Raw genomic sequence first — 24,584 nt, 5'->3', positions numbered from 1 at the left:
CCCTCAGTTTTGAGGAGTCTTCGGGCAACTTTTCGATATTTATGGTGGCTTGCTCCGATTATTGATGTGCATCTCATGCATAATCACGTCATCTGAAACCTTGAACATAGTTCGCCACCAGTGTCAAAGGTGAGCGTGGCGACCCTTGAGCCCGTGGCTTAGAAGCTCCTCGGCGGTGTAGACTTGGGTTCACGAAATCCCGACGGGCCGCGCCTTTAGGAGGAAAGAGTATGACCATCGCCGAAAAAGCCTCGAGCGTCCAGACCAAGACCGCTGAGTTGCTCGGGCGCCACCGCGAGTTCCTCGTCCCCAGCCAGAGCGCCATGCTCTACTACGGCGATACGCCCTTAGCGGTCGAGCGCGCCAAGGATCAGTTCGTCTGGGACGTGGAGGGCAACCGCTACCTCGACTTCTTTGGGGGCATCCTGACCGTTTCGGTCGGGCACTGCAACGACGAGGTCGTCGAGGCGACCTACGCGCAGATGAAGCAAGCCGGCCACACCAGCACGCTCTATATCAACGAGATAACGCTCGAGGTCGCCCAGAAGATCGCCGAGATCACCCCGGGCAGGCTCCAGAAGTGCTTTTTCACCAACAGCGGCACCGAGGCCGACGAGACCGCCATCCTGGCCGCCCGCCTCTACACCGGCAACAGCGACATCATCGCTCTCAGGCACGCCTACTCGGGCCGCAGCGTGAGCATGATGTCGATGACAGCCCACGCCAACTGGAAGCTGGGCGGGGTCTACGACGGATCCATCAAGCATGTGAGAAGCCCCAACCCCTACCGCCGCCCCGAGGGCATGAGCGAGGAGGCCTACCTGGACTTCCTGATCGAGGACTTGCAGGACTTCATCGCCACCTGCACCGACGGGCGCATCGCCGCCTTCATGGCCGAGCCCATCCAGGGCGTCGGCGGCTTCGCGGTCGTCCCCAGCGACTACTTCAAGCGCATCCTGCCCATCGTCCGGGCCGCCGGGGGCGTGCTCATCATCGACGAGGTGCAGACGGGCTGGGGCAGGACGGGCCGTTACTGGTGCGGCATCGAGCACTGGGGTGTGGAACCCGACATCATGACCTTCGCCAAGGGCATCGCCAATGGTGCGCCGGTCGGCTGCACGGTTATGACGCCGGAGGTCGCCGAGGCGATGAGCGGCCTCACCCTGTCGACCTACGGTGGCAACCCCGTCTCGATGGCACAGGCCTACGCCACCATCCGCTACATCGAAAAGCACCGGCTCTGGGAAAACGCCGAAATCCAGGGGGCGAGGCTGCGCGCCTTCATGGACGCCCGAGGACAGCGCTACGACTTCATCGGCGACGTGCGCGGCATGGGGCTCATGCAGGCCTTCGAGATGGTCGAACCCGGCACCAAGGACCCCAACCCCGCCAAGGCCAACGCGCTGGTGAACGCCGCCCGCGAGCGCGGCCTCCTGATCGGCAAGGGCGGTCGCTGGGGCAACGTCATCCGCATCGCCCCGCACCTGAACGTCTCGGCGCAGGACATGGACGCGGGCTGCGGGCTGCTCGAGCACTCTCTCGCCGATATCGCATAGCGGGACGCGGGCAGAGACACCTTCGTCGGGTATCCAAGGGCAAAACTCCTTGGTGAAAGTCCGCGTCCTTCAATTACCGACCCGCGCCGCGTAGCCCCATACCATGGGCTCATCCGCCGCCTTGAAGTCCACATCCTGCCCATGCAGCAAGCCGGGGAAAAGAGGTAGGCCAGTCGGCATGAGAAGTTCTGATCAAGAGGCAGTTTCACACCGCAAGTGGCGCCGCGGCGAGACGTCGCTCGCGGTCAAACGAAGCTGCTTCCCCTGCGGCATATGGTTAAACCGCTGGGCGGAGTAGATGGATAGGAAGCAAGGTCGCGAAGCTCTCAAAATCCTTGTCTGTCGTCAAAATCTCGTGGTTTCGCCGCACTGCCGCTGCGCATATGAGAAAATCCGTGTTAGCGCCTTGAACGCCGTTCCTCCTACAGAGGTTGAAATACTCCGAGGCCAACTCGTAGTCCTGAACGGTTAGCTCGAGGTTCGAAAAGGCACGCAACGAAACTTTCAGCCGCTCAAACTGCTCGGCATGACGAAGACCTGAGAGCACCTCTTGTCTTACTGCTCCGAGCAGTGCAACGCGACCGTCGACGATCAGATCCTCGAGCTGCTCGACGTATTCATTTGCAACTGGTCGGTTTCGTCTAAGCGCCAACGACCACACCGCCGTATCGACGATGACCTTCATCCCCTTCGTCGTTGCGTTTTGTAGTCGTAGTCGTCACTATACTCGATGGTGCCAAAGAGCTCGAGGATCCGAAGTTGCTTGCGGTGCATGACATACTCACGCAGAGCTTCCTCAACCACGGCACGCTTGGTGCGATGACCTCCTAGCTCGAGTGCCTCTTGCATGAGCACATCATCAATTTGAAGGTTGGTTGCCATACACATATAGTTGCACACAGCGCTGCACAGACACAAGGCGAGAAAGTGCGGTGGTCAGTCCTAGCACCACGATGCGCGATCCGCGTCGCCCCCCACCTGAACGCGCAGGATATGGACGCGGGCTGCGAGCTGCTGGGGGAGGCACTGGCAGACGTCGCCTAGTCACGCGCCTCCAATGCGCTCAGCACCTCCCCTGGCGTATACACCGTCAGGGAAGGGCGTCCAAAGTCCTTGGCGTTGCGCGTCACCAGCGCGCCGACACCGACCGACCTGGCCGCTTCGACTAGGACGAGCGTCCTCGTAGTCGGCGACGGGCGAAGCGAGCGCGACGTCGAAGAGAGCCATGAGCTTGCGAAGCTCCGAGCGCGCCGCGAGCGCGCCGGCGCCCTCGCCATGAAGTAGTGGAGGGTCGTGACCGTCGTTGCCCCTAGGTAGCCGTGAAGCTCGCCGAGCTCAACGCGGGCGAGAAGCCGCACCGCCTCGGCGTAAAACGGTTGACGGCGCAAGAGCACGTCGAGAACGATGTTGGTGTCGAAGAGAAGCCTCAACGGTGCTTCTCTTCGAGGTATAGGTAATAATCCTCTCTTTTGGTCTCAGTACCCTCGAGCACACCGCTCAGCGAACGGGTGATAGGCGGCAAGGCGTCCTCCTGAACGTCCCCTTCCCTATCGAGAAGGGATATGTAGACTGAGACCATCTGCGAAACGGTTTTACCTCTTTTCTCGGCGTGGCGCTTGGCAGGTTCGATCACCTTGTCCTCGAGCCTGAGCGTCAGTTTGGTTTGCGCCGTGCACCTCGCGGCATGTGACGCATAAGTAACAATCAACTATACGTCATGGCGTGCCCCGCGTCATACGTCATGGCGTGCCCCGCGCCAACTTACAGGTGCGTGTCGAAGCTGAACCACTATGCCTTGGTCCGGTGAATTGCGTAGTTGAGGCCGCCGACGCGGTACCAGCGGTAGTCGTAGGGCTCCAAGACGAGCTTATGCACGCCCTTCTCGTCGGCGTGGCTCTCGTCTTGGGCGAGCAGGTTGAAGAGCCGCTCGCCGCCCTCCACACCCGGCCTTATTCGAACGCTCTGCGGCTTCTCGCCGAAGTTGTGCAGGGTAAGGAGCGAGGTGCCCCGCCAGTCGTAACGAATGGCCAGAACGCCGGGGCAACCCGTCTTGAGAATCGTCCAGTCGCCCCAGCCGATCTCCGGGCACTCCTTGCGCAAGCGAATCAGCCGCGCCGTCCAGTTGAGCAGCGAGTTCGGATCGCGCCGCTGCGCCTCGACGTTGACCCGGTCGAAGCCGTAGATGCCCCCGTCTATGACCGGATGGATGAGTTTCTCAGCCACTGAGAAGCCCGCCTGGGGCTCGTCCGACCACTGCATCGGCGTGCGTACAGCCTCGCGCTCCTCAAGCGAGAGGTCGTCACCCATGCCGATCTCGTCACCGTAGCGGATGACGGGCGTACCCGGCAGCGAAAAGTTCAGGCTGTAGGCGAGCTCCAGGTGGCGGCGGTCGCCGAGCATGTGCGAAAGGCGCATGCGGATGCCGCGCTCGTAGAGCTGCATCCGCTCCTCGGGGGCGAAGCGTGCAAAGACCTTCTCCCGCTGCTCGTCCGTGAGGCGGCCCAGGTCGAGTTCGTCGTGGTTGCGCAAAAACTGCGCCCACTGCGCGGTGTGCGGAATCCTTTTCGTCACCTTGAGCGCCGCCGCCAGGGGTTCTACGTCGGCCGTCGCCAGCGTGTAAAAGAGGTGCTGGTTGACGAAGAAGTTGAACATCATGTGGACGCCGCCCGAGCCGTTGCCGAAGTACCTTTTGGTCTCCTTTGGCTCGACGTTAGCCTCGCCGAGCAAGACGGCGTCGCCGCGCCGCCACTGGAGAAAATGGCGCATTTCCTCCAAGTGGTGGATGTTCTCGCCGGGCTTCTTCTCGCCCGGCCGCACCGTCTCGATGATAAAGGGCGCCGCGTCCACCCGAAAGCCCGCCACGCCGAGCTCGAGCCAGTAACCCATGATGCGGCGGATCTCGGTCCGCACCGCAGGGTTTTCGATGTTGAGGTCCGGCTGGAAGTCGTAGAAGCGGTGGTAGTAGTACTTCTTGGCCGCCTCATCAAAGGTCCAGGTCCGGTCCTGGACGCCGGGAAAGACCACCCCGTCCTGCCAGTCCTTGGGGCGCTTCTTCGACCAGACGTACCAGTCGTGGTGTTTGGCGTCCGGGTCGCCGCGCGCCTCCTTGAACCAGGGGTGCTCGTTCGAAGTGTGGTTGACGACGAGGTCGATGATCACCTTGATGCCGCGCTTTTTGGCCTGGTGCATGAACTCGACGAAGTCGCCCAGTGAGCCGTAATCTGGGTCGACGCCGTAGTAGTCGCTGACGTCGTAGCCGTTGTCGCGCTTGGGCGAGGGGTGAAAGGGCGCCAGCCAGACCACGTCGACACCCAGCCAGTGCAGGTAGTCGAGCCGCCGCATCAGCCCCTCGAAGTCACCGACGCCGTCGCCGCTGGCGTCCATGAAGGTGTCCAGGTCGAGGCTGTAGATGACGGCGTTCTTGTACCAGAGATCTTCGATCATGGTGTCTCTCCAGAAGGCTGTGGTCTTAGAAGTCAGCGAGCATCCGGCAGTAGAGCATGCCCGTCCGGCGGAAGTCAGCAGCGGATGAAGAGATTGCCTCCAAACTCACAGCTCGAGGCCGCCGGCAAACACCAATGCCCCACTACCAATGCCCAACCTACAGTCCAAGTTGTCATCCCGCGTGTCATAGCAACATTCGCGCCATTTCACCAAAAGAGAGTTGCGGCTCTCGAGCCCACCCCTCGAGCGCCCTCCCAGCGCTTGGGCTCAGGCGGAGACGAGGGCCAAGACGCGCACCGGGCTGCCCGAGCCGCCGACGATCTTGAGCGGCGCGGCAATGATCAGCGCGCCTTTGGGCGGCAGCTTGTCCAGGTTGCAGAGGCTGGCGAGGCCGAGCTTGCCCGCACCGTGCATGACGGTGTGGGCAGGAAAGGGCGGGTCGAAGCCGCCTGCCTGACCGGCGTCCGTGCCGACCGTCTCCACGCCGACGCCCAAGACGTCGCGCTCGTGCGCCAAGAACCTCACGCAGGCGGGGGTGAAGCCGGGGGAGTGAGGGCCGTCCTCGCTGACGTTGAGAAAGGCGTCCCTGCCGGAACGCTTTGACCAGTCGGTTCTGAGCAGGAGCCAGGCACCCGCCTCGAGCCGGCCGTGCTCCTCCTCCCAGGCCTCTACGCGCTGTGGCGTCAGGCAGAAGTCCTCGTCCGCGGCCACCTCGGCGCTCACGTCGATGACGCTCGCCGGCGCGACGAACCTCCGGGGCTCGAGCGTGTCCGTCGCCCCATTACGGACATCCTTGCCGGTGATCCAGTGGACGGGCGCGTCGAAGTGCGTGCCGGTGTGCTCGCCCAGGTGCAGGACGTTCCAGTACCAGGCCGGGCCCTTGTCGTCGTAGTGGGAGATCCTCTCGAGGGTGAGTCCCGGAGACGGTGCGAAGGGGGGCGGCAGCTCGATCACGGCCGTCTCTGGGCTGAGCGGCTGGGTGAGGTCGACGACGGTGACCTTGCCGGCGGCAAGATCGGCGATGAGGGTGGGAAGGGTGGACATGGGTCTCCTTTGGGTGGGGAGTGAGAGAGTGGGAGAAGATTTTACCCCCTACCCCCTCCGCCTTTTCCGGTCCTGAATCCAGCGCTTGAAGCGAAAGGCATTCTCCGGCAGGTGCAGATCCATGCCGTAGTGATCGGGGCCTACCGCACGCACTTTGGCGACGATGACGCTGAGGTCGTCGCGTGCCAAGGCGTCTATGACCGCCTCGCCGAAGCCGTAGGGCGTGGTCGCGGTGGTGACGTGTAGGATGCCGGCACCCCTAGCGATGGCCGAGAGGTCGGTGAGGCCCGAGGTGGTGTGCGAGCTAAAGCCGCCGGTCGAGAGCAGGCTGCCGTTGTCGAAGACGATGTGGATCAGGTTCTTGGGCCGGTAGCGGGCGAGGGTGGCGAGGGTGCCCAGGTTCATCAGCACCGAGCCGTCGCCGTCGAGCGCCACCACCCGTTCATGGGGCAGGTGGAGGGCGAGGCCCAGGCCGATGGACGAGACGAGGCCCATGGCGTGCTGCAGATAAAAGAAGTTGTCGCGATCTCCCAGGTTGTAGAGCTCCTGTGCGCAGGCACCCATCAGGGTGACGACGAGCTTGTCCTGAAGTTCCGGATAGATAACCTCGAGGGCCTTGGAACGTTCCATCAGTCTTCCATCAGGTCACGGGTCAAGAGCAGCGCGACGGGCGAGAGCGAACTCTGCGCGAAGGTGTAGGCCTCGCCGATCTGCTTGGCGACCTTACCGGGGTCGCGGGCGTGCTCGAAGGGAACGCCGAGCGCGCGCAAGACCTCCTCGGTGACGATGCCGCCGCGCGTGTGCCAGGGATGGGGCTCGCCCCAGTGGCCACGAAAGGCTATGAGCATGCAGAGCGGAATGTGATAGAGCAAGGCCAGCGAGACGACGGCGTTGACGGCGGCCAGAAAACCGTGGTTCTGCATGAGCAGCAGGTGACGCTCTCCCGCGAAGTAGGCCCCGGCGGCGACGCCGATGGCCTCCTCCTCCTTGGCGACCTCGATGAGCGCCATGTCGGGGTCGTCCTCGCAGCGCTGCAGGAGGTGGATCAGCCAGGTCTCGGGCAGCGCCGAGACGGAGGTGATGCCGGCGGCCTTGATGCCTTTGAAGACGACCTTGGAGTTTTCGTAGGAGACCGACATCTCACCCCCTCGGTGATAGGAGCCTTGCTCCTTGCATTCTACCGCGCCAAAGGCTCATGCGAGGAGGTCACGGTGCCTGTCCAGGCAGCCAAAGAGACGCTCAATGTCCTCTAGGGTGTTGTAGAGGTGGGGTGAGACGCGCAGGTTGCCGTCGCGGTGTGAAACGACGATGCCGTCTTGGGCCAGCTCGCCGACCAGCCTTTCGAGCTCACGCGCCTTAAAGGCGATCAGGGCGCCGTGTTCGGCAGGGGTCGCCAGGCGGTAGCCGCGCTCCCGCGCCCCGTCCTTAAGAGCCTCGGTCAGGTCACGCAGGTGCGCTGCGATGGCGTCCGGGCCGGCCGAGTGGATCAGCTCGAGCCCGGCCAGACCCGCGTAGAGGTTGGGCACGGGCGGCGTTCCCGACTCGAAGCGCCGCGCCGTAGGCGACGACTTGTGCGCGTAGATGTCCAGGGCCATGATGTCGTCTTGCGCGAACCAGCCCGTGGCGGTGGGTTCGAGCTCCTGGAGCCCTTCGCGCACGTACATGAAGGCCAGCCCCGAGGAGCCGAGCAGGTACTTGAGCGCCCCGCCGACCATGATATCGACGCCGAGCGCCCTCACGTCGGTAGGCATGGTGCCAAGCGACTGGTAGGCGTCGAGCAGCGTGAGCGCGCCGTGGCGGCGGGCGATGTCGGCGACGGCCTTGGCGTCTTGCTTCGCACCGTGGCGGTAGCAGACGTGGGCGACCGAGACGAGGGCCGTGCCGTCGTCGATGAGCCTCTCGAAGCGCTCGAGGGGAATCATCCCGTCCCTCTCCACCACGTGGACGACCCGCGCGCCGCGCCTCTCCTGGGCGTGCCAGATCTGCGCCACCGTCGGAAACTCAGCGTCGCTCACCACCACCTTGGGGCGCGCCTCGAAGGAGAGGGCGCTGGCCAGGGCGCTGACTGCCGCCGACACCGAAGTGGTCACCGCCACCTCGTGCGGCTGGGCGCCCACCAGGCGGGCAAAGGCGTGACGGGTCTTCTCGAGCGTCTCGACCCAGAGCTCCCAGGGCGAGCCCTCACGCTGCCAGTCGTCCAGGTAGCGGGTGTAGGCCTCTCTCACCTCGAGCGACAGCGCGCCCTTCGAGCAGCTGTTGAGGAAGGTCTTGTCTTCAAAGATGGGAAAGCGGTCTCGTAGCAAGGGCGTTTCCTTTCGTATGGCCTAGAGGTTCGCGTGGGCGTCCAGACAGCGGGCCAGACGTGACAGTCCCGTCTCGAGCCCAGCCGCCGGACCGCCGCCTACACCGAGGCGGATGTGCTGGGGAAAGCCGTAGGCGCTGCCGGGGATGGCAAAGGTGCGGTAGGGTGGCGCCAAGAGCCGGCGCGCCAGCTCGTCGCCGTCGAAGGGGAGATGGAGGCGGCAGAGGCCGATCAGCCCGGCCGCCGGGCGCTGCCAGGAGAGTTCGTCGCGGGAGGCGATAAAGGCCTCGAGCATCTCGAGGTTGCGCTCCCCCTCCAAGCGCGCCTGGGCCAAGGCTAGAGTGTAGCGGTCCTCGCGCAGGGCGATTTCTGAGATTCGCTCGCCCAGGACGTTCATGATCTCGCTGCTGTTCTCGCGCAGGACGACGGCGTCAAAGACCACTTTGGGATCAGGAGAGATCAGCCAGCCGGTTCGCAGGCCCTGGAGGCCCAGCGCCTTGGAGACGCTGCCCGTGCTGATGCCGCGCTCGTAGAGCCCGGCCACCGAGGGCACGCGCGTCCCCTGCCACTCGAGGCCGGCATAGACCTCGTCGCAGAGGAGGTAGGCACCCACGCGCTCGGCTAAGCGGACGACCTCACCCAGTTCCGCCTCCCGCAGGACCTGGCCCGTCGGGTTGTTGGGGTTGCAGAGGAAAATGAGCCGGGTGCGCTTCGTGATGAGCCCGGCAAGCTCGCCCAGGTCAAAGCGCCAGCCGTTCTCCTCGCGGCGCGGCAGGCTTTTGACGGTCGCGCCAATTGCCCTGCCCAGGACCGTCGGCTGGGGCCAGCCCGGCGTCTCGACGACGATCTCGTCGCCTGGCCCGACGAGCTGCGTGATGGCCAGAAAGTTGGCCTCGGCGGCGCCCGCGGTTATCAGCACGTCGTCCGCCGTGCAAAGGCCCACGAGCCCGGCTCGAGCAACCACGTGCTCGCGCAGCGCGGTCAGGCCCTGAAAGGACTCGTTCGACCAGTCGAGGGAGAGGTCGGGCTCGAGCTCATACAAAAACTCCCCGAGCCGCGGCGAGGTGGCGAGCGAGAATCCCAAAAAGGCCTCGGGCTTGCCGGCGGTAGGGGAAGCCGTGGTCTCGAGCAGCAGCTCGAACAGCCTGTGGATCTCGACCTTCAAGGCAACCTCCTACCGGCCCAGGTAGGCCTTGCGCAAGTCGGCGTCTTGGCGCAGCCTCTGCGCGGAGCCTTCCAAGGCTACCCGCCCAGTTTGAAGAACGTAGCCGCGATCGGCGATGCTGAGCGCCATGTTGGCGTTCTGCTCGACCATGAACACGGTGGTGCCGGTTTCGTTGACCCGCTTGATGAGTTCGAAGTTCTGCTCGACCAGGAGCGGCGCCAGCCCCATCGAGGGCTCGTCCATCAAGAGCAGCTTGGGGCGGGACATCAAGGCGCGCGCCATCGCCAGCATCTGCTGCTCGCCGCCCGAGAGGGTGCCGCCCTGCTGGTTCAGGCGCTCCTGCAGGCGGGGAAAGCGCGTAAGCATCCGCGCCAGGTCCTCTTGGATGCCCTCCTTGTCGCGGCGCAGGTAGGTGCCCATGAGCAGGTTCTCGCGCACGCTCATCTCGCCGAAGATGCGCCGGTTCTCGGGCACCACCGCCATGCCGCGCCCAATGCGGTAACTCGTCGGCCGCTCGTTCACGTTCTCGCCCAGGAACTCGACGGTGCCGCTGCTGGGCCGGACGATGCCGAGCGCCGTCTTGAGCGTGGTCGACTTGCCCGAGGCGTTGCCGCCCAGGAGGCAGACGAGCTCGCCGGGGTAGATCTCGAGCCCTATGTCCTGGAGGATGTGAATCGGGCCGTAGTGGGTGTTGACGCTTTGAAAGCGCAAGATGGGCGCTTGGCTGTTCGCTGAGTCCATCAGCCCAGCTCCTTGTGGCGGCGGCCCAGGTAGGCCTCGACGACCTTCGGATCGCTGGTAACTTCCTCGTAATCACCCTCGGCAATTTTTACGCCGTGATCCAAGACGATCACGCGGTCGGATATCTTGCCGACCACGTTCATGTCGTGCTCGATGAGCAGAATCGTGTAGCCGCCCTCGCCCCGCAATTTGCCGATCAAGGTGGTGATCTCGGCGGACTCGCTGGGGTTCATGCCGGCGGCGGGCTCGTCCAAGAGCAGGAACTTGGCGCCGGTGGTCATGGCGCGGGCGATCTCGAGCCGTCGGCGGTTGGCGTAGGAGAGGCTGTAGGCGGGCTGGTTCAGGCGGTAGCCCTGCAGGCGGCTGCCGAAAAAGGCGAGATTCGTTTCGGCCAAGCCTCGAATCTCCCCCTCCTCCCGGTGCCAGGCGGGCAGGCGCAAGACGGTCGACCAGAAGCCGGCCTTGGTGTGGCAGTAGGCGCCGGTCATCACGTTGTCGAGCACGCTCATGTTCAAGTAGACGCGCAGGCTCTGAAAGGTGCGGGCCAGACCCAGGGCGGCGATGTCGTGCGGCTTCATGCCGACGAGCGACCTGCCGCCGAAGCGGATGTCGCCGCCATCAGGTCTGTAGACGCCGGTGATCAGGTTGATGGCGGTCGACTTGCCCGCGCCGTTGGGCCCGATAAGGCTGACGATCTCGCCCTCGCCAACCTCAAAAGTCAGGGCGCTGATCGCCTGTAGGCCGCCAAAGCTCAAGCTGACCCCGTCGAGCTCGAGCATCAGGCGACCTTCACTTCTTCCTTGCCGAGCAGGCCCTGCGGCCTCACGATCATGAGGACCACCAGCGTCACCCCGACGATGAGGATGCGGGTGGCGGCGGGCTCGAGCGCCAGCCGCGTCTCCCAGGCAAAGGCGAAGAGGTAGAGGCTGAGGCCGAGCAGGAGGTGGAAGAGACCCGGCTTGTGCTTGAACAAGATGGTCAAGAGCAAGACGAAGATCGCCAAGATCGTCACGACGTTGCCCACGGCCGTAAAGTTGGGCGGAATAACCAGCCAAGACTGTATGGCTTGGTTGAGCCAGGACCCTGACAAGGTCGGGCTGTCCAGGCCCGGCCAGGCGAAGCGGACGAGGAGCTTGAAGAGGAGACCGCTGGCGATGGTCCCGCCCACGACCAGCGCGAAGCGCCTCATGGGCTTCAGGACCGCCCACAAGCCCATGAGGCCGAAGCCGTAAAAGAGAAAGCTGGCGGCGGTGATGTCCCGCAGGACCTCGGGCAGGACCGTGAAGATAAAGGCCCCGAGCACCGCGCCCGGCAGGCTGCCGATGCCGCCGAGCACCACCATCGCGTAGAGGTTGATGAGCGTGAGCGCGCTGTAGCGTGGCACCGGCACCACGTTGCCCTGCCAGGCCGCGTCGACCGAGCCCGCCAGGGCGGCGATGCCCGCGCCGATGGCAAAGGCCAGGAGCTTGAGCCGCCCGGTCGGCGTGCCCAGGATCTCGGCGGCCAGCTCGTCCTCGCGGATGGCGCGCCAGGCCCGGCCGATGCGCGAAAGGTTGAGGTGGTGGACGGTGAGGTAGACGAGGATCAAGAGGGCCAGGAAGAGGTAGTAGTACTCCAGCGTAGTGGTAAAGGAGTAGCCGAAAACCGAGATGCCGTCGAGGTGGTTGATGCCGTTGGGCCCGCGGGTGAAGTCCACCGGACGCTCGAGCCAGGGCAGGTTGACACGGGTCGCGGTGAGGGCGAGCTGCACGAAGACCAGCCCGAAGCCGAGGGTGACGATCGCCAGGTAGTCGCCCGAGAGCCGCAGGGACACCGAGCCGACGAGCCAGCCTATCCCGGCGGTCACCAAGATGATCAGCGGCACGCTTATGAGCGAGGGCAGGTGGACGCCGCCCGGACCCAAGGCGGTGACGAAATCCGACGAGCTGTAGGCGTAGAGGTAGCCGGCAATGCCAAAAAAGGCCACGTAGCCGAGGTCCAATAGCCCGGCGTTGCCGACGATGACGTTGAGGCCGATGGCCAGCATGGCGAAAATCAAAAAGCGCGCGCCCGTGCGGAGGATGAAGTCGTTGTTGGAGGCACCGATAAGCTCGAGAAAGGGCTGGGTGCCCGTTAGGAGCGGCACCGTGACGAGCAGGGCGAGCGCCAGCGCGTAGCGCCAGCCCAAGGGGAGGCGCTCCCAGAGATCGGCAAGCCGGCCCCAGAAGCTAGCGCGCTTGCGCCTGCGGCCTTCGACTTGCGCTGCCCACTCGTCGCTGCCGATAGACGGTGCGGGCGGCGAGGCTTCCGGGGTGAGCGGCTCAGAGGTGTAGGGGGTGGTGACCTTGTTGGTCTTGTCGGAGTTTTCCAAGACTAGACCTTCTGCACAAGCGGCTTGCCCATGAGGCCGCTCGGCCTGATGATGAGGATGAGGACCAAGATGATGAAGGCCACGGCGTCCTTGTAGGTGGCGGAGATGTAGACGCTGGTAAAGGCCTCGGCCATGCCGATGATGAGGCCGCCCAGAACAGCACCCGGAATGCTGCCAATGCCGCCCAGGACGGCGGCGGTGAAGCCCTTGAGGCCGGCGACGAAGCCCATCGTGTGGCGGATGCTGAAAAAGACGACGCCGACCAAGACGCCGGCGGCGCCGGCCAAGACGGCGCCGATAAAAAAGGTCGCCATGACGACCCGGTTGACGTCTACGCCCATCATCTGGGCGGCGTCCAAGTCGGTGGAGACCGCCCGCATGGCGCGGCCCAGGCGGGTCCTCTGCACGAAATACGTGAGCGCCAGCATGAGGACGACGGCGGTGCCGATGACCAAGATCCTCGAGCCGTGGACCCTCAGGTCGCCCAGCATGAAGATCGCGTCCGAAGGGATGAGGGTGCCACTGCCGTAGGAGAGGGGCCGCGGGCTGACGGTTATCTGAACCAGGTTCTGCAAGATAAAGGACACCCCCAGCGCGCTGATCAGCGGCGCGATGCGCGGCGCGTAGCGCAGCGGGCGGTAGGCGAAGCGCTCGACGGCGACGCTGACGACACCGGCGCCCACCATCGCCACCACCAGCATCAAGACGATGACGGCGGCGGCCGGCAAGAGCGACTCCCCGTCGGCAAAGGCCATGACGAAGACGCCGTAACCGAGATAGGCCCCGATCATGTAGATGTCGCCGTGCGCGAAGTTGAGCAGCCGCAAGATACCGTAGACCATCGAGTAGCCCAGGGCGATGAGCGCGTAGACGCTCCCCAGGGTGAGGCCGTTCAGCAGCGTCTGGGGCAGGAGCGAAAGGAAGGAGTCCATGCGTTAGCGCACCTTTGTGGCTTGCCACCAGGATAGAGGCGGGTGTTGGACCCGCCCCTATCCTGGCGTGATCAAGCTAGCGGTCGATCAGGGTGAAGTGACCGTCTTGAACCTGAAACAAGAAGAAGGTGCTGTTCTCGGCCTGGTTGCCCTCACCGAAGGTGACGGGCACGCCGAGCGGGGTCGTCTCCAAGTTCATGTCCGTTAACGCCTCGACGACGCATTCGCGGGAGAGGGCGTCACTACTCAAGCAGGTCTCGATGGCCTCCAAGGCCACGAAGGTGGCCAGCGCCGAGGCGCCACCAAAGGCGCCGAAGTCCTGGCCGAACTCGGCCCGGTAGGCCTCGTTGTAGGGCTGCATGGTGTCGATCTGGTTGGGATCGGGGGCGAAGAAGGTGACGTAGGCGCCCTCGGCGGCGGGGCCGGCGATGCCCACCCACTCGAGGCTGAAGCCGCCGTCGGGCATGAAGAGGACGCCTTCATAGCCCTGCTGCTCGAGGGCGACGGCCAGGCCGCCCCCCTGGCTCGAGATCTGGTTGGGGAAGAACACCACGTCCGCGCCCGAAGCGATGGCGGCCGTGGCGATGGAGGAGAAGTCGATCTCGTCTTGAGTGATCGACTGCCTGGCTACGTCGCCGACGCCGGCGTCCCTGAGCAGGGCCTCGACCTCGTCGTTCAGGCCGACCGCGTAGCTCGACTGATCGTCCAGCAAGAATGCCGAGGCGACGTTCAAATCGCTCAGCCAGAAGTCGACGATGGTCCGGCTCTGATCGGCGTCGTTGGGGATGGGCCGGAAGAAGGTGGAGGTGCCCGGCTGGGTCAGGTCGGTCCGGGTGCAGGACTGGGTGATGGTGGCCAGCCCGGCGTTTTCGAAGGTCGGTTGCACCGCCTCGCAGACCTGGCTGCCCATCGGGCCTACAACCGCGTAGATGTCGGGGTCGGCGGCGAGCCGCTCCGCCACGATGCGCCCGGTGTCGGCGTTGATCTCGTCGTCACCGTCGACGAGCTGGACGCTCAGGCCGGTGCGCGCGTTGAAGTCGTCGATGACCACCTTGGTAAAGCCCCTGGCCTCCTGGCCGATAAAGGCGGCCCCGCCCGTCAGCGGGCCCATAAAGGCCACCTTGACGGTCTGGGCGCCGGCGAGGGGCGCGAGGAGGAGGGCGGCGAGGAGGGCGGGTTTGCTGAGCTTGAACATGTGGTTCTCCTTTGGACAGGTGCTTGTCGTGCTTTGGATGAGTGGGGACTCTCTTACCTCTCTGCCTTCTCACTGGCGGCTTCGCTCGGCCTATGCCTCGAGGGGTAATCGACGATCTTGTCCCACTCGTCTGCGGCGGAGCGGGCCACCACGGCAACGAGGGGCTCCTCGCCGATGTTGAAGACCTCGTGGGGAACGCCGGGCTCGATATAGATGAAGTCGCCCGCCTCGTTCTCCACGGAATACCTGAGGGCGGGGCCGAAGTCGTGCCGGACCCTGCCCTGCAAGATGAAGAGCATGACCTCGAAACCGTCGTGGATGTGGGCGTAGGCGACGGCGCCCGGCGGCACCGTGGCGACGTTCATGGACAGCCCCTTGGCGCCGACGTTCTTGCCAGACAGCCCGGTCTTGTAGCGAATACCGTTCCAGGCGCGGTCGTCGGCCCCGCCGCCACGAATGACCTGGACGCCTTCATGGCCCTCCACGTACCTCTGCAAATCCTCACGTTGCTCGACCATGCGACCTCCTTGAGATGGACGCGGCCTCTGCCTCCAAAGCTTGCCAGGCGTGGAAGCCGCCCTTCTTCGTGTATAGCCGGCTCAATCGTACTTCAAGGCGAGTGTGGAGGTGTGACCTTCTTGATGAGGTTCACCTCGACGGGCTTCACGCAAGGGAGTAGGGGCATTTCCCTGGCGCCGCCACTCCTATGCCCACCTCCTTCTCCGGCCAGCGGCGCACCCGGCTCACAGCCTCGAGCGAATCTCCCACAGGTCAAGAAAGAGCGGCTTGACGGTCTTTCGCAAGTAGTCCGCGCCGGCCGAGCCACCGGTTCCCGGCTTGTGGCCAATGGTCCGCTCGACCATCTTGACGTGGCGGTAGCGCCACTCCTGCAGGCCCTCGTCCAGATCCACCAGACGCTCGCAGACCTCGGCGGTAGCTGGGTCGCCGCGATAGATATGGATAAGCACATCTTGCAGTTCGGGCGAGGGCGCGATCTTCGCGCTGACCTCGCGGCCCAAGAGGGCGGGCGGCACCGCGTAGCCCCGCACGTGGAGATAGCCTAGAAAGGCGTCCCAGAGCGTGGGGGCGTGGTAGCGTGCCTCTAGCCGCTCTCGCTCGCTCGAGCCTTTTGGGTAGTTGCCAAAGACACCCGCACGCTTGTGCCCCAGGGCGAACTCGAGCTCGCGGAAGCCCTGCGACTGAAAGCCGCTGCTCGCGCCCAAGCGGTCTCGAAAGGCGTTGAACTCGAGCGGTGTCATCGTCTCCAAAACATCGATCTGCGCGACGATGGTCTTTAAGATGGTCAGCGTCCGCTTGAAGGTGCGCAGGACCCGGGGGGTGTCGCCGCCATGGAGCAGGCGCTGCAAAAAGTCGATTTCGTGCAGGAGCTGCTTGAACCAGAGTTCGTAGACCTGGTGGATGACGATGAAGAGCAGCTCGTCGTGCTCGGCCGACTCGGGCGTTTGCAGCGCGAGGAGCGCGTCCAGCCGCAGATAGGAGCTGTAGGTCAGCGCCTTCGCCTTATGCTTTTTCCCACCGGTCATTGTCACTCGCCCCCACTTGTTTTAGCTGTAGATTTTTACAGTGTAAAATAAAAGCAGGAAGGTTTCATGTGAACGCAACGCCGCGCCGAACGAGATCGGAGCTTCAGGAGGAATCTTCACGCCGCGCGGAAGAAAGGTGGAACCATGTCTCGAGCAAACCCCGCTGTCGCTAGGTGCCTTTACGTCCTCGACTACGGCCTCTTCGAGGTGCATGAGAACGGGCGCGTCATCGGCATTCCCGGCTACCTGATAAGGACGGTGACCGGTCACGCTATCTTGGTCGACACGGGCTTTCCTAAGGCTTACGCCGACGATGCGGCGAGAGCGGGACTCAGGGACGGCCTGGGGAGCTTCGGGCGCGTCCTGAAGCTGACGCGCGAGAACTTGCCCGCCGCGCAGCTGGAGCAAGCAGGGCTGACGCCGGCCGACATCACCCACCTCGTCTTGACCCACAGCGACATCGATCACGTCGGCGGCCTCGAGGATTTCCCTCAGGCCACGCTGATCGTAGGGCGGGCGGAACGCGCCCTCGAGCGGCCGCGCTACTTTGGCGACCGCTCGCCCATCACCTGGCCGGAAGGAATGGACCTTCAGCTCGTCGACGGGGACAGCGAGCTGCTGCCCGGCGTGACCCTGCTCGCGACCCCCGGACACTCGCCGGGCCACCTCTCGCTGCTCGTGCGTCTGCCAAGTGGTCCGGTGCTGCTGACCGCCGACGCCATCTCCCGGCCGGCCGAGCTCGAGGAGGGCTTCAGCGGCGCCTGGGAGCCCCTGCAGGCGCGGGCTAGCGCCGAGCGCCTCATGGCGTTGGCCCAAGCCGAGGGTGCCTGGCTGATCTATGGCCACGACCCTGCCCAGTGGCAGACGCTCCGCAAGGCCCCCGACCTTTACGCCTAGCGCCTACAGTCGGGCGCGCCTCAACTAAAGCGCTTTGCAAAAGGATTGAGATTCCCTCAATCCTTCCGCCCTACAGCGCGAGCAAAAGCCAACGCTGTAGTGTAGGGCCACTGGGCCCCCGCTAGTGCTTGGGGTCACTAGACCCGCCGCTAGTGCGGCTGCAAGTGCGGGTACTACAGTGGCCCTCAACCTTTGTACAAAGCGCTGTAGGCGCTATCTCGACAGTCGCTATCTCACGTCGCGGCCCTGATTTAAGATGATCACGTTGCCGCTAGCGCAGTCGCCCGCCGGCGAGACGAGAAAGGCCACCCACGCGGCAATCTCGCCTGGTTCCATGGGCGCGCCGCGCGGCATCCCCGCCAGCGCACGCTCGAGATCGCCTGGTTCCACCACGTCGAAGAGGTCGGTGCGGGTCATGGCGGGCGCCACCGAATTGACGGCGACGCCCTCCTCAGCGTAGCGCCGCGCCAGGTGCTTGGTGAGGTTGTCCAGCGCCGCCTTGCTGGCCCGGTAGTGGGCGGGATCGAAGACATCGAAGTTGTAGGCGCCATTGGAGGAAATGTTGACGATCTTCTTGACGCCCGGCCGCTTCAGCATGCGCGGGATCGCCCTCTGGCAGCAGTAGAAGGCGCTGTCGAAGTTGATGCTCATCTGGCGCCTCAGCTCCTCGGCGCTGATCTCGACGAAGTCGGTGACGAAACAGGTTCCGGCGTTGTTGACCAAGGCGTCCACGCCACCTAGTTCGGCGTCGATCTCGGCGAAGACGCGGGCGACCTCCTCGGGTCTCGAGAGATCGGCGGTCTTGGGCAAAAATGGCGCGCCGTCTTCCGCTAAGCGCCGCGCCGTCTCGACCAAGGCTTGGCCGTTCACGTCCACGCCGACGACGATGAGCCCGTCGCGGAGGAGCGCCTGGGCGACAGCCAGACCGATGCCACGAGCTGCTCCGGTAACGACCGCAACCTTGTTCATGCCGTCCATCCTAACCTCGACCTGGATCCGGGGCAAGGCTTCTTGCCTGACGGTCTCCTGCTTGACGGTACCAGTTATCGTCGAACCTGCTAACGGACGAGATCGGCTCAGAGCGCCGCCTCTTGACCCGCGGGTGAATGAGGCGAGACGCTCTGGTCGGGGCGCCCGCGCGCTACTTCGCCGGGCTGACGTTGGTGCGTTTAAAGGGCGCGACGGGGTTTAAGATGTTCCGGCACTGCGGATTGACGCAGCCGGGGCAGCGCAGGCCGTACTGCTTGGTGCAGGGCTCGCCCGACTGCAGGTGCTCGTAGACGATCTGCGCCAGAGCATCCTGAAAGAGCGGCTCGCCGTTCAGGGCCGGAGCCCGCTTGAAGTTGCTGATGCCGACCTTGTGGGCCAGCTCGCCGTACTCGATGTCGATCTCGGACAAGGTCTCGATGTGATCGCTGGTAAAGGCGACGCCGATGACGAGCACGTTCTTGCGCTTTTTTGCGCCGAGCCCCTTGATGACCTCTTCGGTGCTGGGACCCTGCCAGGGCACCGGGCCGACATCGGACTGGTAGGCCAGCAGGTACTCGTGCGAAAAGCCCAGGCACCTCATGACCTCGTGGACGCCGGCGCCGACCTCCTGCGGATAGGCGTCGCCGCGGTTGATCACGTCCAAGGGTAGGGAATGGGCGCTGAAGAGCAGCAGGACGTCGTCGCGGTCCTTCTCGTCGAACATCATCAAGCCGTCGCGCACGGTCTTGGTCATGGCCTCGATGAAGAGGGGGTGGGTGGGCCAGCGGTCGATGACGCTCCACTCAAAGGTGTCCTTGAGGCCGACCTTGCGCGCCGCGCGCCACAGCTCGTTCAGCGACGAGCCCGTGGTCGAGCAGGAGAACTGCGGGTACTGGGTAAAGGCGACCGCGCGCCTGACGCCGTCCTCTTTCATTCGCTGGAGCGCGTCCTCGCTGAAGGGGTCGATGTAGCGGAAGGCCACATAGAACTTGTGCGGTGCGGTCTCGGGGGAGAGCTCGTCCAAGCGCGCAACCATGCCGCGGCCCTGAAGTTCGGTCCAGTGAAGGATGGGCGAGCCGCCGCCGATACCCTGGTAGAGCTTTCTGACCTTGGGCGTGCGCCGCTTGGCGATCCAGGGGCCCAGGAACTTCTGCGCGGGGAGCTGGATAATCTCGCGGTCCTCGAAGAGCTTGAGCAGGAAGGGCCCGACCTCGTCGGGGGTCTTGGGTCCGCCCAGGTTCATCATGATGATGCCCGTCGGGCCCCTGTTGGCGTGGGTTTCCATGGTCATAGTCTACCTTTGCGCGTCCAGGACAAATGTCTTTGACTGTATGTCCGAGTCTGGGTCCCGCCCCGCCCAGTCCCTGGGCTTCAGGAACTCGAGCATCTCCGCTTCCTCCGTTCCCGGCTCGGGCCTGTAGTCGAAGGCCCAGCGGGCCAGCGGCGGCATGCTCATCAAGATGGCCTCGACGAAACCGCCCGTCTGCAAACCGAAGAGCGTGCCCCGGTCGTAGACGAGGTTGAATTCGACGTAGCGTCCCCGGCGGTAGAGCTGCCACTGACGCTCGCGCTCGCCGTAAGGGGTGCTCATGCGCTTTTCGACGATGGGAAGATAGGCCGGTAAAATCGTGGCGATGCCGTCCCTCACAAAGGCGAAGTCCGCCTCCCAGTCGCCCTGGCCGACCGGCGAGAGCTCGTCGAAGAAGATCCCGCCGACGCCGCGCATCTCGCCGCGGTGCTTGATGAAGAAGTAGTCGTCGCAGGTCGCCTTGAGCGCCCCATAGTCCGCCTGCGGGTGACGGTCGCAGAGGGCCCTCAGCGTCCGGTGAAAGTGGACGGCGTCCTCGTGGGAGGGGTACGAGGGCGTCATGTCGGCGCCGCCGCCGAACCACCAGACCTCGCTCTCCCCCTTCTCGCCGACCTCGAAGTAGCGGTAGTTGGCATGAAAGGCGGGGACATAGGGGTTTCTGGGGTGCAGGACCAGCGAGACGCCGGTGGCGAAAAAGGGCTTGTCCCCGATGCCGGGGTGCGCTTTGGCGAGACTGGGGGGCACCCGCTCGCCGTGGACCGCCGAGACGTTGACGCCCGCGCGCTCGAAGACCCGGCCTTCGCTCAGGACCCGAGCGGTGCCGCCGCCGCCGCCGGGACGCTCCCAGCTCGAGCGCTCGAACTTACCCTCGCCGTCGATGGTCTCAAAGGCGGCGATGAGCTTTTCCTGGCCCTCTTGCATGAGCGCGGTCACCCGCTCGCGCCTGGTCATGCGATCCCCCCGCTCTCTCGAGCTCCCCCCTTATCAAGGGGGACTGGGGGGGATTCCCGGTCGAAGCCCTTCACCACCTCGACGAGGTACTCGGCGTGCTCGGGCGGCGTCTGGCGCATGATGCCGTGGCCCAGGTTGAAGATGTGGGCGCCGCCCAGGCCCTCGCGGAGGACGCGCTCGGCCTCGTCCTTGATGATGGGCTTGGGCGCCAGCAGCGCGGCGGGGTCTAAGTTGCCCTGGAGGGTCTTGCCGGGCAGGAGTGCTCGGACCTGGCTTAGCGGCGCGCGCCAGTCCACGCTGATCACTTCGGCGGGGAGCCTGGCTATCTCGCCGTAGAGGTGCAGGGCGTCCACGGCGATGTAGAGGCGCGGCACCTGGTACTCGGCCAGGGCGTCCAAGACCCTGGCGGCGTAGGGCCGGCCGAACTCGGCATACGTGCGCGCGTCGTGCAGACCCGCCCAGGAGTCGAAGAGTTGGATGGCCTGCGCGCCCGCCCCTAGTTGCATCTTGAGGTAGCGGATCGAGACCTCGGTCAGCTTGTCCAAAAGGGCGTGGGCGAGGGTGGGCTCCTGGCGCAGAAACTGGCGGAACTCCTCGAAGTCCTTGGAGCCGCCGCCCTGGACCATATAGGTGGCGAGCGTCAGGGGAGCGCCGCCGAAGCCGATCAGCGGCACCGGGCAGTCCTTGCGGATGAATTTTATGGCCACGGCGACGTAGGGGGCGATCTCGTCCTCCGCGGGGACGCGCAGGGCCTGAACGTCTCTCTCGGAACGCACCGGGCTCTCGAAGACCGGACCGGGTCTGAAGTCGATCTTCACCCCCATCGGCGGCAGGGGCGTCATGATGTCCTGAAAGAGGATGGCCGCGTCCACGCCCAGGCGCCGGACGGGTTGCAAGGTTATCTCGCAGGCCAGTTCGGGCGTGCGGCACATCTCCCAGAAGGAGGCCTTCTCCTTGATGGCCCGGTACTCGGGCAGGTAGCGCCCGGCCTGGCGCATGATCCAGATGGGGGCTCTGGGGGTGTTCTTGCCCCAGGCGGCCTCGAGAAAGAGGCTCATGGACTGCCCGCTTGAGGCCCGAACTGACTCGTTGGCGGAATGGGGGTCATTCGTTCACTTCCTCGGCTTCTCCTTCGGGCGTAAAGCGGTAGCCTAGGCCCTGAAGGGTATGCAAATAGACGGGCCTTTTGGGGTCGGGTTCGAAGAGCCCTCGCAGCCGCGCCACCAGCCCGTCCAGGACGCGGCTGGAGGGAAAGGCCTCGTCGCCCCAGACCGCGTCTAAGATGTCGTCGCGGCTGACGACCTCGCCGGCGCGCTCGGCCAAGAGGCGCAGGAGGTTCTGCTCGCGCTCACCCAACCCCTCCTTGCGGCCGCCCGCCAGGGTGACCGTCCAACTCGCGAAGTCCACATGGTGGCCGCCGAAGCGCAGACCGTGCTCGCTCCCACCCTGTGCCGCCCAGGCTTGGCGGCGCAAGAGGGCCCTCACCCGCAGGAGAAACTCGGGCAGGTGAAAGGGCTTGGCGAGGTAGTCGTCGCCGCCCGCCTCTAGCCCCCTCACCCGGTCCTGCGGCTGGCCCTTGGCGGAGAGAAAGAGCACCGGGGTGCGGTCGCCCTGGCCGCGCATGGTCTCGCACAGCGCGTAGCCCGAGAGCCGGGGCAGCATCACGTCGAGGACCACCAGGCTGGGCTTTAGCGATTTCCAGCTCTCGAGGCCCAGGGCGCCGTCGCTGGCGATGAGCACCTTGTAGCCCTCGAGGCGGAGGTTGTCGGCCAGGACGCTCGCCATGGTCGTCTCGTCCTCGACGATCAGGATGGTGTCGCCGGGCAAGATGGTGTCGCCGGGCCTCGTGGGGGCCTTCACGGGGCCGACTCCAGCGCGGGCCGCTCAGCTCGCGCCGCGGCGCGGCGCGGCAGGACGACGGTGAAGCGGCTGCCGCCGCCCTCGCGCGCCTCGCAGCGGACCCAGCCGTTCATCGCCTCGGTGATGGTCTTGACCAGGTGCAGGCCCAAACCCATGCCCGCGCTCTCGCGGGTGAGCTCGTTGCCGACCCTATAGAACTTGTCGAAGACCGCGCTCCGCTCCTGGGCGCTCACGCCCACACCCTCGTCCTCGACGTGGAGCACGACCAGGTGGCCCTGGGCCTCGAGCCTCAGCCTGACAGGCTTGACGGGCTGGGGCGTGTACTTGACGGCGTTGTCCAAGAGGTTGCCGAGCACGACGGCGAAGGCCGCCGGGTCGAGCGAGACGGGCAAGGGCTCCCTGGGCAAAAGGAGCTCGAGCACGGCTCCTCGCGCCTCCAGGCCGGCGCGGCTGCGCGCGGCGACACCCTGCACCACCGCCCCCAGTTCGGCGGCCTCCATGACGGGAGGTTCGCCGCCGTGCTCCAAGCGGGCGCTCGCTAAGACCTGCTCGCTGGTGGCCTCCAGGCGAGCGAGCTCGCGCTGCATCGCCTCTAAGTAGTCACGGCGCTTGGCGGGCTCGAGGGGGCGGTAGAGCGCGGTCTCGACGAGCAGCTTCAAGGTGCCGATGGGGGTGCGAAACTCGTGGCTGACGGCGCTCAGAAAGTTTCCCTGGCGCCGCTTCATCTCCCGCTCGGCGCGCAGGTTGCGCCCGATGATCCAGAGCCCAAGGAGGACGACCAGCAGAAAGAACGGCCCCTCGTAGCGAAACATGCGCAGGTGGCGCCGCTGCCGGGCCTCAAAGGCGCTCACGGCCGCCCGGTCGAGCTCGAAGCGCTCGCCCAGGCTGAGGTGCAAGTAGCTGGCCTCCAAGCGAGCGATCAGCGCGGCGTCGCCGGGCCGCTCGTCCAAGAGCGCGTTGGCAAGGGCGAGGTCGCGGCTCCAGGCGGCCAGCGTGCCCTGGCTGACCTCACCCAGGTAGCGCTCTTGAAAGACCATCCACCACAGCACCTGCGCCAGGACGAAGGCGATGACGACGAAGAAGGCGAGGCGGGTGACGGTCTGAGAGGCTGGTTTCATAAGTGAGGATCAAAGATTGAAATTTTGAATCTTGAATCTTGAATTTTCAATTTCCTAGAGCCAACCCTCCTCGAGCGCCTCTATCGCGTGATAAGTGATGATGAGGTCGGCGCCGGCGCGCTTCATGCCGTGAAGCGTCTCGCGCACCGCCGCCGCCTCGTCGAGCGCGCCGGCCCTGGCGGCATGCTTGATCATGGCGTACTCGCCCGAGACGTTGTAGGCCGCCAGCGGCAGGTGGCTCTCGGCGCGCACCCGGGCGATGACGTCCAAGTAGGCCAGGGCGGGCTTGACCATGAGCAGGTCGGCGCCCTCGGCCTCGTCGAGGGCGGCCTCGCGCAGAGCCTCGCGGCTGTTGCGGGCGTCCATCTGGTAGGTCTTGCGGTCCTTGGGCGGCGTCATCCCGCCCCCAAAAGACCCCTTGGGCGCCGAGCCCGCGGCGTCGCGGAAGGGGCCGTAGTAGGCCGAGGCGAACTTGACCGCGTAGGACATGATGCCGACCGCGGCGTGGCCGGCCTCGTCGAGCGCCGCGCGGAGGTAGGCGACGCGGCCGTCCATCATGTCCGACGGCGCCAGCAGATCCGCGCCGGCCTCGGCGTGGGCCAGCGCCATCTCGGCGAGCCCCGCCAGGCTGGGGTCGTTGTCGATCACCAGCCCCCGCGGGGTCGGGGCAAGAATGCCGCAGTGGCCGTGATCGGTGTAGGCGCAGAGGCAGACGTCGGTGATAAGGACGAGGTCGTCGCCAAAGGCCCCTCTCGCCTCGCGCAAGGCCTGCGGCACCGGTCCATTCGCATCGCTCGCCCCGCGGCCGCTGGCGTCCTTGTCGGCCTGGAAGGGCACGCCGAAGAGGAGCGCGGTCCTAACGCCCAGCTTGGCGGCGCGCTCGAGCTCGCCCAGGAGCCTGTCTACGCTGTAGCGCGAGATGCCGGGCAGGGCGCCGACGGCTTGGACCTCGCCCCGGCCCGGCACCACGAAAAAGGGCGCGATCAGGTCCTCCGGGCGCAGCCTCGTCTCCGCCACGAGCTCGCGCAGGGCGGCGGTCGTCCTCAGCCGCCGCGGGCGCACCGTCGGCGCGGGCGGCGTTTTCCCTTCAAGCATCATCGTGAACCAGCCTCCCTTGGTCGCTCAGCTCCGCCAGGGCCTCCAAAACCGCCAGGGCCTCCAAAACCGCCGCGGCGTCGGGCCGGACGGCCTCGGTGCAGCACCAGCC

At 65.4% G+C, this 24,584-nt stretch carries 26 protein-coding genes; 2 read left to right on the top strand and 24 right to left on the bottom strand.

The annotated features are described in order from the left end of the window. Positions 1 to 230: 230 nt before the first annotated feature. A complete protein-coding gene (locus tag M3498_18000; GenBank protein MDQ3461160.1) occupies positions 231 to 1,556 on the top strand; it encodes an aspartate aminotransferase family protein in 1,326 nt (441 codons plus the stop codon). 277 nt (positions 1,557 to 1,833) lie between these two features. On the opposite strand, the gene M3498_17995 is transcribed toward M3498_18000, so the two are convergent. The 17 genes from M3498_17995 to M3498_17915 form a co-directional block, all read right to left on the bottom strand. Further along, positions 1,834 to 2,241: a PIN domain-containing protein gene (locus tag M3498_17995; GenBank protein ID MDQ3461159.1), complete on the bottom strand. Its 408-nt coding sequence runs from the start codon at positions 2,239 to 2,241 to the stop codon at positions 1,834 to 1,836. Further along, the gene (locus M3498_17990; GenBank protein MDQ3461158.1) at positions 2,238 to 2,438 is read right to left on the bottom strand and encodes a type II toxin-antitoxin system VapB family antitoxin; all 201 of its coding nucleotides are present in this window, start codon (positions 2,436 to 2,438) and stop codon (positions 2,238 to 2,240) included. The genes M3498_17995 and M3498_17990 overlap by 4 nt, the downstream gene beginning before the upstream one ends. Positions 2,439 to 2,596: 158 nt before the next feature. Beyond that, a complete protein-coding gene (locus M3498_17985; protein MDQ3461157.1) occupies positions 2,597 to 2,986 on the bottom strand; it encodes a PIN domain-containing protein in 390 nt (129 codons plus the stop codon). Then, positions 2,983 to 3,189 (bottom strand): DUF6364 family protein, encoded by a 207-nt coding sequence (locus M3498_17980; protein MDQ3461156.1) that lies wholly within the window; start codon positions 3,187 to 3,189, stop codon positions 2,983 to 2,985. Before M3498_17980 ends, M3498_17985 begins: the two co-directional genes overlap by 4 nt. Before the next feature lie 155 nt (positions 3,190 to 3,344). Next, a complete protein-coding gene (locus tag M3498_17975) occupies positions 3,345 to 5,000 on the bottom strand; it encodes an alpha-amylase family protein (protein ID MDQ3461155.1) in 1,656 nt (551 codons plus the stop codon). Positions 5,001 to 5,267: 267 nt separating this feature from the next. Further along, the gene (locus M3498_17970) at positions 5,268 to 6,044 is read right to left on the bottom strand and encodes a cyclase family protein (GenBank protein ID MDQ3461154.1); all 777 of its coding nucleotides are present in this window, start codon (positions 6,042 to 6,044) and stop codon (positions 5,268 to 5,270) included. A gap of 48 nt (positions 6,045 to 6,092) precedes the next feature. Next, positions 6,093 to 6,674, bottom strand: coding sequence for a thiamine pyrophosphate-dependent enzyme (locus tag M3498_17965; protein MDQ3461153.1), 582 nt, complete (start codon positions 6,672 to 6,674; stop codon positions 6,093 to 6,095). Continuing rightward, on the bottom strand, positions 6,674 to 7,183 hold the full coding sequence (locus M3498_17960) for a thiamine pyrophosphate-binding protein (protein ID MDQ3461152.1): 510 nt from the start codon (positions 7,181 to 7,183) through the stop codon (positions 6,674 to 6,676). Before M3498_17960 ends, M3498_17965 begins: the two co-directional genes overlap by 1 nt. A 54-nt stretch (positions 7,184 to 7,237) precedes the next feature. Then, positions 7,238 to 8,347 (bottom strand): aminotransferase class V-fold PLP-dependent enzyme, encoded by a 1,110-nt coding sequence (locus tag M3498_17955; protein MDQ3461151.1) that lies wholly within the window; start codon positions 8,345 to 8,347, stop codon positions 7,238 to 7,240. A gap of 21 nt (positions 8,348 to 8,368) precedes the next feature. Further along, entirely contained in the window at positions 8,369 to 9,499 is a 1,131-nt protein-coding gene (locus M3498_17950; protein MDQ3461150.1) for an aminotransferase class I/II-fold pyridoxal phosphate-dependent enzyme, read from the bottom strand. Between the two features lie 21 nt (positions 9,500 to 9,520). Then, positions 9,521 to 10,252, bottom strand: coding sequence for an ABC transporter ATP-binding protein (locus M3498_17945; protein MDQ3461149.1), 732 nt, complete (start codon positions 10,250 to 10,252; stop codon positions 9,521 to 9,523). Further along, positions 10,252 to 11,031, bottom strand: a complete 780-nt coding sequence (locus tag M3498_17940; protein MDQ3461148.1) for an ABC transporter ATP-binding protein — start codon at positions 11,029 to 11,031, stop codon at positions 10,252 to 10,254. Before M3498_17940 ends, M3498_17945 begins: the two co-directional genes overlap by 1 nt. Further along, entirely contained in the window at positions 11,031 to 12,602 is a 1,572-nt protein-coding gene (locus M3498_17935; GenBank protein MDQ3461147.1) for a branched-chain amino acid ABC transporter permease, read from the bottom strand. The genes M3498_17940 and M3498_17935 overlap by 1 nt, the downstream gene beginning before the upstream one ends. 2 nt (positions 12,603 to 12,604) lie before the next feature. Continuing rightward, entirely contained in the window at positions 12,605 to 13,534 is a 930-nt protein-coding gene (locus tag M3498_17930; protein MDQ3461146.1) for a branched-chain amino acid ABC transporter permease, read from the bottom strand. Between the two features lie 76 nt (positions 13,535 to 13,610). After that, positions 13,611 to 14,729 (bottom strand): branched-chain amino acid ABC transporter substrate-binding protein, encoded by a 1,119-nt coding sequence (locus M3498_17925; GenBank protein MDQ3461145.1) that lies wholly within the window; start codon positions 14,727 to 14,729, stop codon positions 13,611 to 13,613. Positions 14,730 to 14,782: 53 nt separating this feature from the next. After that, positions 14,783 to 15,247 (bottom strand): cupin domain-containing protein, encoded by a 465-nt coding sequence (locus tag M3498_17920; protein MDQ3461144.1) that lies wholly within the window; start codon positions 15,245 to 15,247, stop codon positions 14,783 to 14,785. Positions 15,248 to 15,472: 225 nt separating this feature from the next. After that, on the bottom strand, positions 15,473 to 16,273 hold the full coding sequence (locus M3498_17915) for a tryptophan 2,3-dioxygenase family protein (protein MDQ3461143.1): 801 nt from the start codon (positions 16,271 to 16,273) through the stop codon (positions 15,473 to 15,475). Between the two features lie 144 nt (positions 16,274 to 16,417). Here M3498_17915 and M3498_17910 point away from each other — a divergent pair, with 144 nt between their 5' ends. Beyond that, on the top strand, positions 16,418 to 17,170 hold the full coding sequence (locus tag M3498_17910; GenBank protein ID MDQ3461142.1) for an N-acyl homoserine lactonase family protein: 753 nt from the start codon (positions 16,418 to 16,420) through the stop codon (positions 17,168 to 17,170). A 228-nt stretch (positions 17,171 to 17,398) separates the two neighbouring features. Here M3498_17910 and M3498_17905 read toward each other — a convergent pair whose 3' ends face one another. The 7 genes from M3498_17905 to hemB all read right to left on the bottom strand — a co-directional run bounded on the left by M3498_17905 (position 17,399) and on the right by hemB (position 24,475). Next, on the bottom strand, positions 17,399 to 18,139 hold the full coding sequence (locus tag M3498_17905) for an SDR family oxidoreductase (protein MDQ3461141.1): 741 nt from the start codon (positions 18,137 to 18,139) through the stop codon (positions 17,399 to 17,401). 172 nt (positions 18,140 to 18,311) lie between these two features. Further along, on the bottom strand, positions 18,312 to 19,424 hold the full coding sequence (gene hemH, locus M3498_17900; GenBank protein ID MDQ3461140.1) for a ferrochelatase: 1,113 nt from the start codon (positions 19,422 to 19,424) through the stop codon (positions 18,312 to 18,314). A gap of 9 nt (positions 19,425 to 19,433) precedes the next feature. Then, a complete protein-coding gene (gene hemF, locus M3498_17895) occupies positions 19,434 to 20,399 on the bottom strand; it encodes an oxygen-dependent coproporphyrinogen oxidase (GenBank protein MDQ3461139.1) in 966 nt (321 codons plus the stop codon). After that, a complete protein-coding gene (gene hemE / locus M3498_17890) occupies positions 20,396 to 21,457 on the bottom strand; it encodes a uroporphyrinogen decarboxylase (protein ID MDQ3461138.1) in 1,062 nt (353 codons plus the stop codon). Before hemE ends, hemF begins: the two co-directional genes overlap by 4 nt. Positions 21,458 to 21,503: 46 nt before the next feature. Continuing rightward, positions 21,504 to 22,259, bottom strand: a complete 756-nt coding sequence (locus tag M3498_17885; GenBank protein MDQ3461137.1) for a response regulator transcription factor — start codon at positions 22,257 to 22,259, stop codon at positions 21,504 to 21,506. Further along, complete coding sequence (locus M3498_17880) at positions 22,256 to 23,377, bottom strand: HAMP domain-containing histidine kinase (GenBank protein MDQ3461136.1); 1,122 nt, start codon at positions 23,375 to 23,377, stop codon at positions 22,256 to 22,258. Before M3498_17880 ends, M3498_17885 begins: the two co-directional genes overlap by 4 nt. Before the next feature lie 54 nt (positions 23,378 to 23,431). Then, the gene (hemB, locus tag M3498_17875) at positions 23,432 to 24,475 is read right to left on the bottom strand and encodes a porphobilinogen synthase (GenBank protein ID MDQ3461135.1); all 1,044 of its coding nucleotides are present in this window, start codon (positions 24,473 to 24,475) and stop codon (positions 23,432 to 23,434) included. Between the last annotated feature and the right edge of the window lie 109 nt (positions 24,476 to 24,584).

It is taken from the genome of Deinococcota bacterium (assembly GCA_030858465.1).
Taxonomy (GTDB): domain Bacteria; phylum Deinococcota; class Deinococci; order Deinococcales; family Trueperaceae; genus JALZLY01.
Note: the sequence above shows the minus strand (reverse complement) of the source record. Positions and strands in the feature narration are given on the sequence as shown.

Excerpts from the sequence above, each read along its gene's own strand:
- M3498_18000 (MDQ3461160.1), top strand. The coding sequence starts at position 231 with ATGACCATCGCCGAAAAAGCCTCGAGCGTCCAGACCAAGACCGCTGAG.
- M3498_17995 (MDQ3461159.1), bottom strand. The coding sequence starts at position 2,241 with ATGAAGGTCATCGTCGATACGGCGGTGTGGTCGTTGGCGCTTAGACGA.
- M3498_17990 (MDQ3461158.1), bottom strand. The coding sequence starts at position 2,438 with ATGGCAACCAACCTTCAAATTGATGATGTGCTCATGCAAGAGGCACTC.
- M3498_17975 (MDQ3461155.1), bottom strand. The coding sequence starts at position 5,000 with ATGATCGAAGATCTCTGGTACAAGAACGCCGTCATCTACAGCCTCGAC.
- M3498_17970 (MDQ3461154.1), bottom strand. The coding sequence starts at position 6,044 with ATGTCCACCCTTCCCACCCTCATCGCCGATCTTGCCGCCGGCAAGGTC.
- M3498_17965 (MDQ3461153.1), bottom strand. The coding sequence starts at position 6,674 with ATGGAACGTTCCAAGGCCCTCGAGGTTATCTATCCGGAACTTCAGGAC.
- M3498_17960 (MDQ3461152.1), bottom strand. The coding sequence starts at position 7,183 with ATGTCGGTCTCCTACGAAAACTCCAAGGTCGTCTTCAAAGGCATCAAG.
- M3498_17945 (MDQ3461149.1), bottom strand. The coding sequence starts at position 10,252 with ATGGACTCAGCGAACAGCCAAGCGCCCATCTTGCGCTTTCAAAGCGTC.
- M3498_17940 (MDQ3461148.1), bottom strand. The coding sequence starts at position 11,031 with ATGCTCGAGCTCGACGGGGTCAGCTTGAGCTTTGGCGGCCTACAGGCG.
- M3498_17930 (MDQ3461146.1), bottom strand. The coding sequence starts at position 13,534 with ATGGACTCCTTCCTTTCGCTCCTGCCCCAGACGCTGCTGAACGGCCTC.
- M3498_17925 (MDQ3461145.1), bottom strand. The coding sequence starts at position 14,729 with ATGTTCAAGCTCAGCAAACCCGCCCTCCTCGCCGCCCTCCTCCTCGCG.
- M3498_17920 (MDQ3461144.1), bottom strand. The coding sequence starts at position 15,247 with ATGGTCGAGCAACGTGAGGATTTGCAGAGGTACGTGGAGGGCCATGAA.
- M3498_17915 (MDQ3461143.1), bottom strand. The coding sequence starts at position 16,273 with ATGACCGGTGGGAAAAAGCATAAGGCGAAGGCGCTGACCTACAGCTCC.
- M3498_17910 (MDQ3461142.1), top strand. The coding sequence starts at position 16,418 with ATGTCTCGAGCAAACCCCGCTGTCGCTAGGTGCCTTTACGTCCTCGAC.
- M3498_17905 (MDQ3461141.1), bottom strand. The coding sequence starts at position 18,139 with ATGAACAAGGTTGCGGTCGTTACCGGAGCAGCTCGTGGCATCGGTCTG.
- hemH (MDQ3461140.1), bottom strand. The coding sequence starts at position 19,424 with ATGGAAACCCACGCCAACAGGGGCCCGACGGGCATCATCATGATGAAC.
- hemF (MDQ3461139.1), bottom strand. The coding sequence starts at position 20,399 with ATGACCAGGCGCGAGCGGGTGACCGCGCTCATGCAAGAGGGCCAGGAA.
- hemE (MDQ3461138.1), bottom strand. The coding sequence starts at position 21,457 with ATGAGCCTCTTTCTCGAGGCCGCCTGGGGCAAGAACACCCCCAGAGCC.
- M3498_17880 (MDQ3461136.1), bottom strand. The coding sequence starts at position 23,377 with ATGAAACCAGCCTCTCAGACCGTCACCCGCCTCGCCTTCTTCGTCGTC.
- hemB (MDQ3461135.1), bottom strand. The coding sequence starts at position 24,475 with ATGATGCTTGAAGGGAAAACGCCGCCCGCGCCGACGGTGCGCCCGCGG.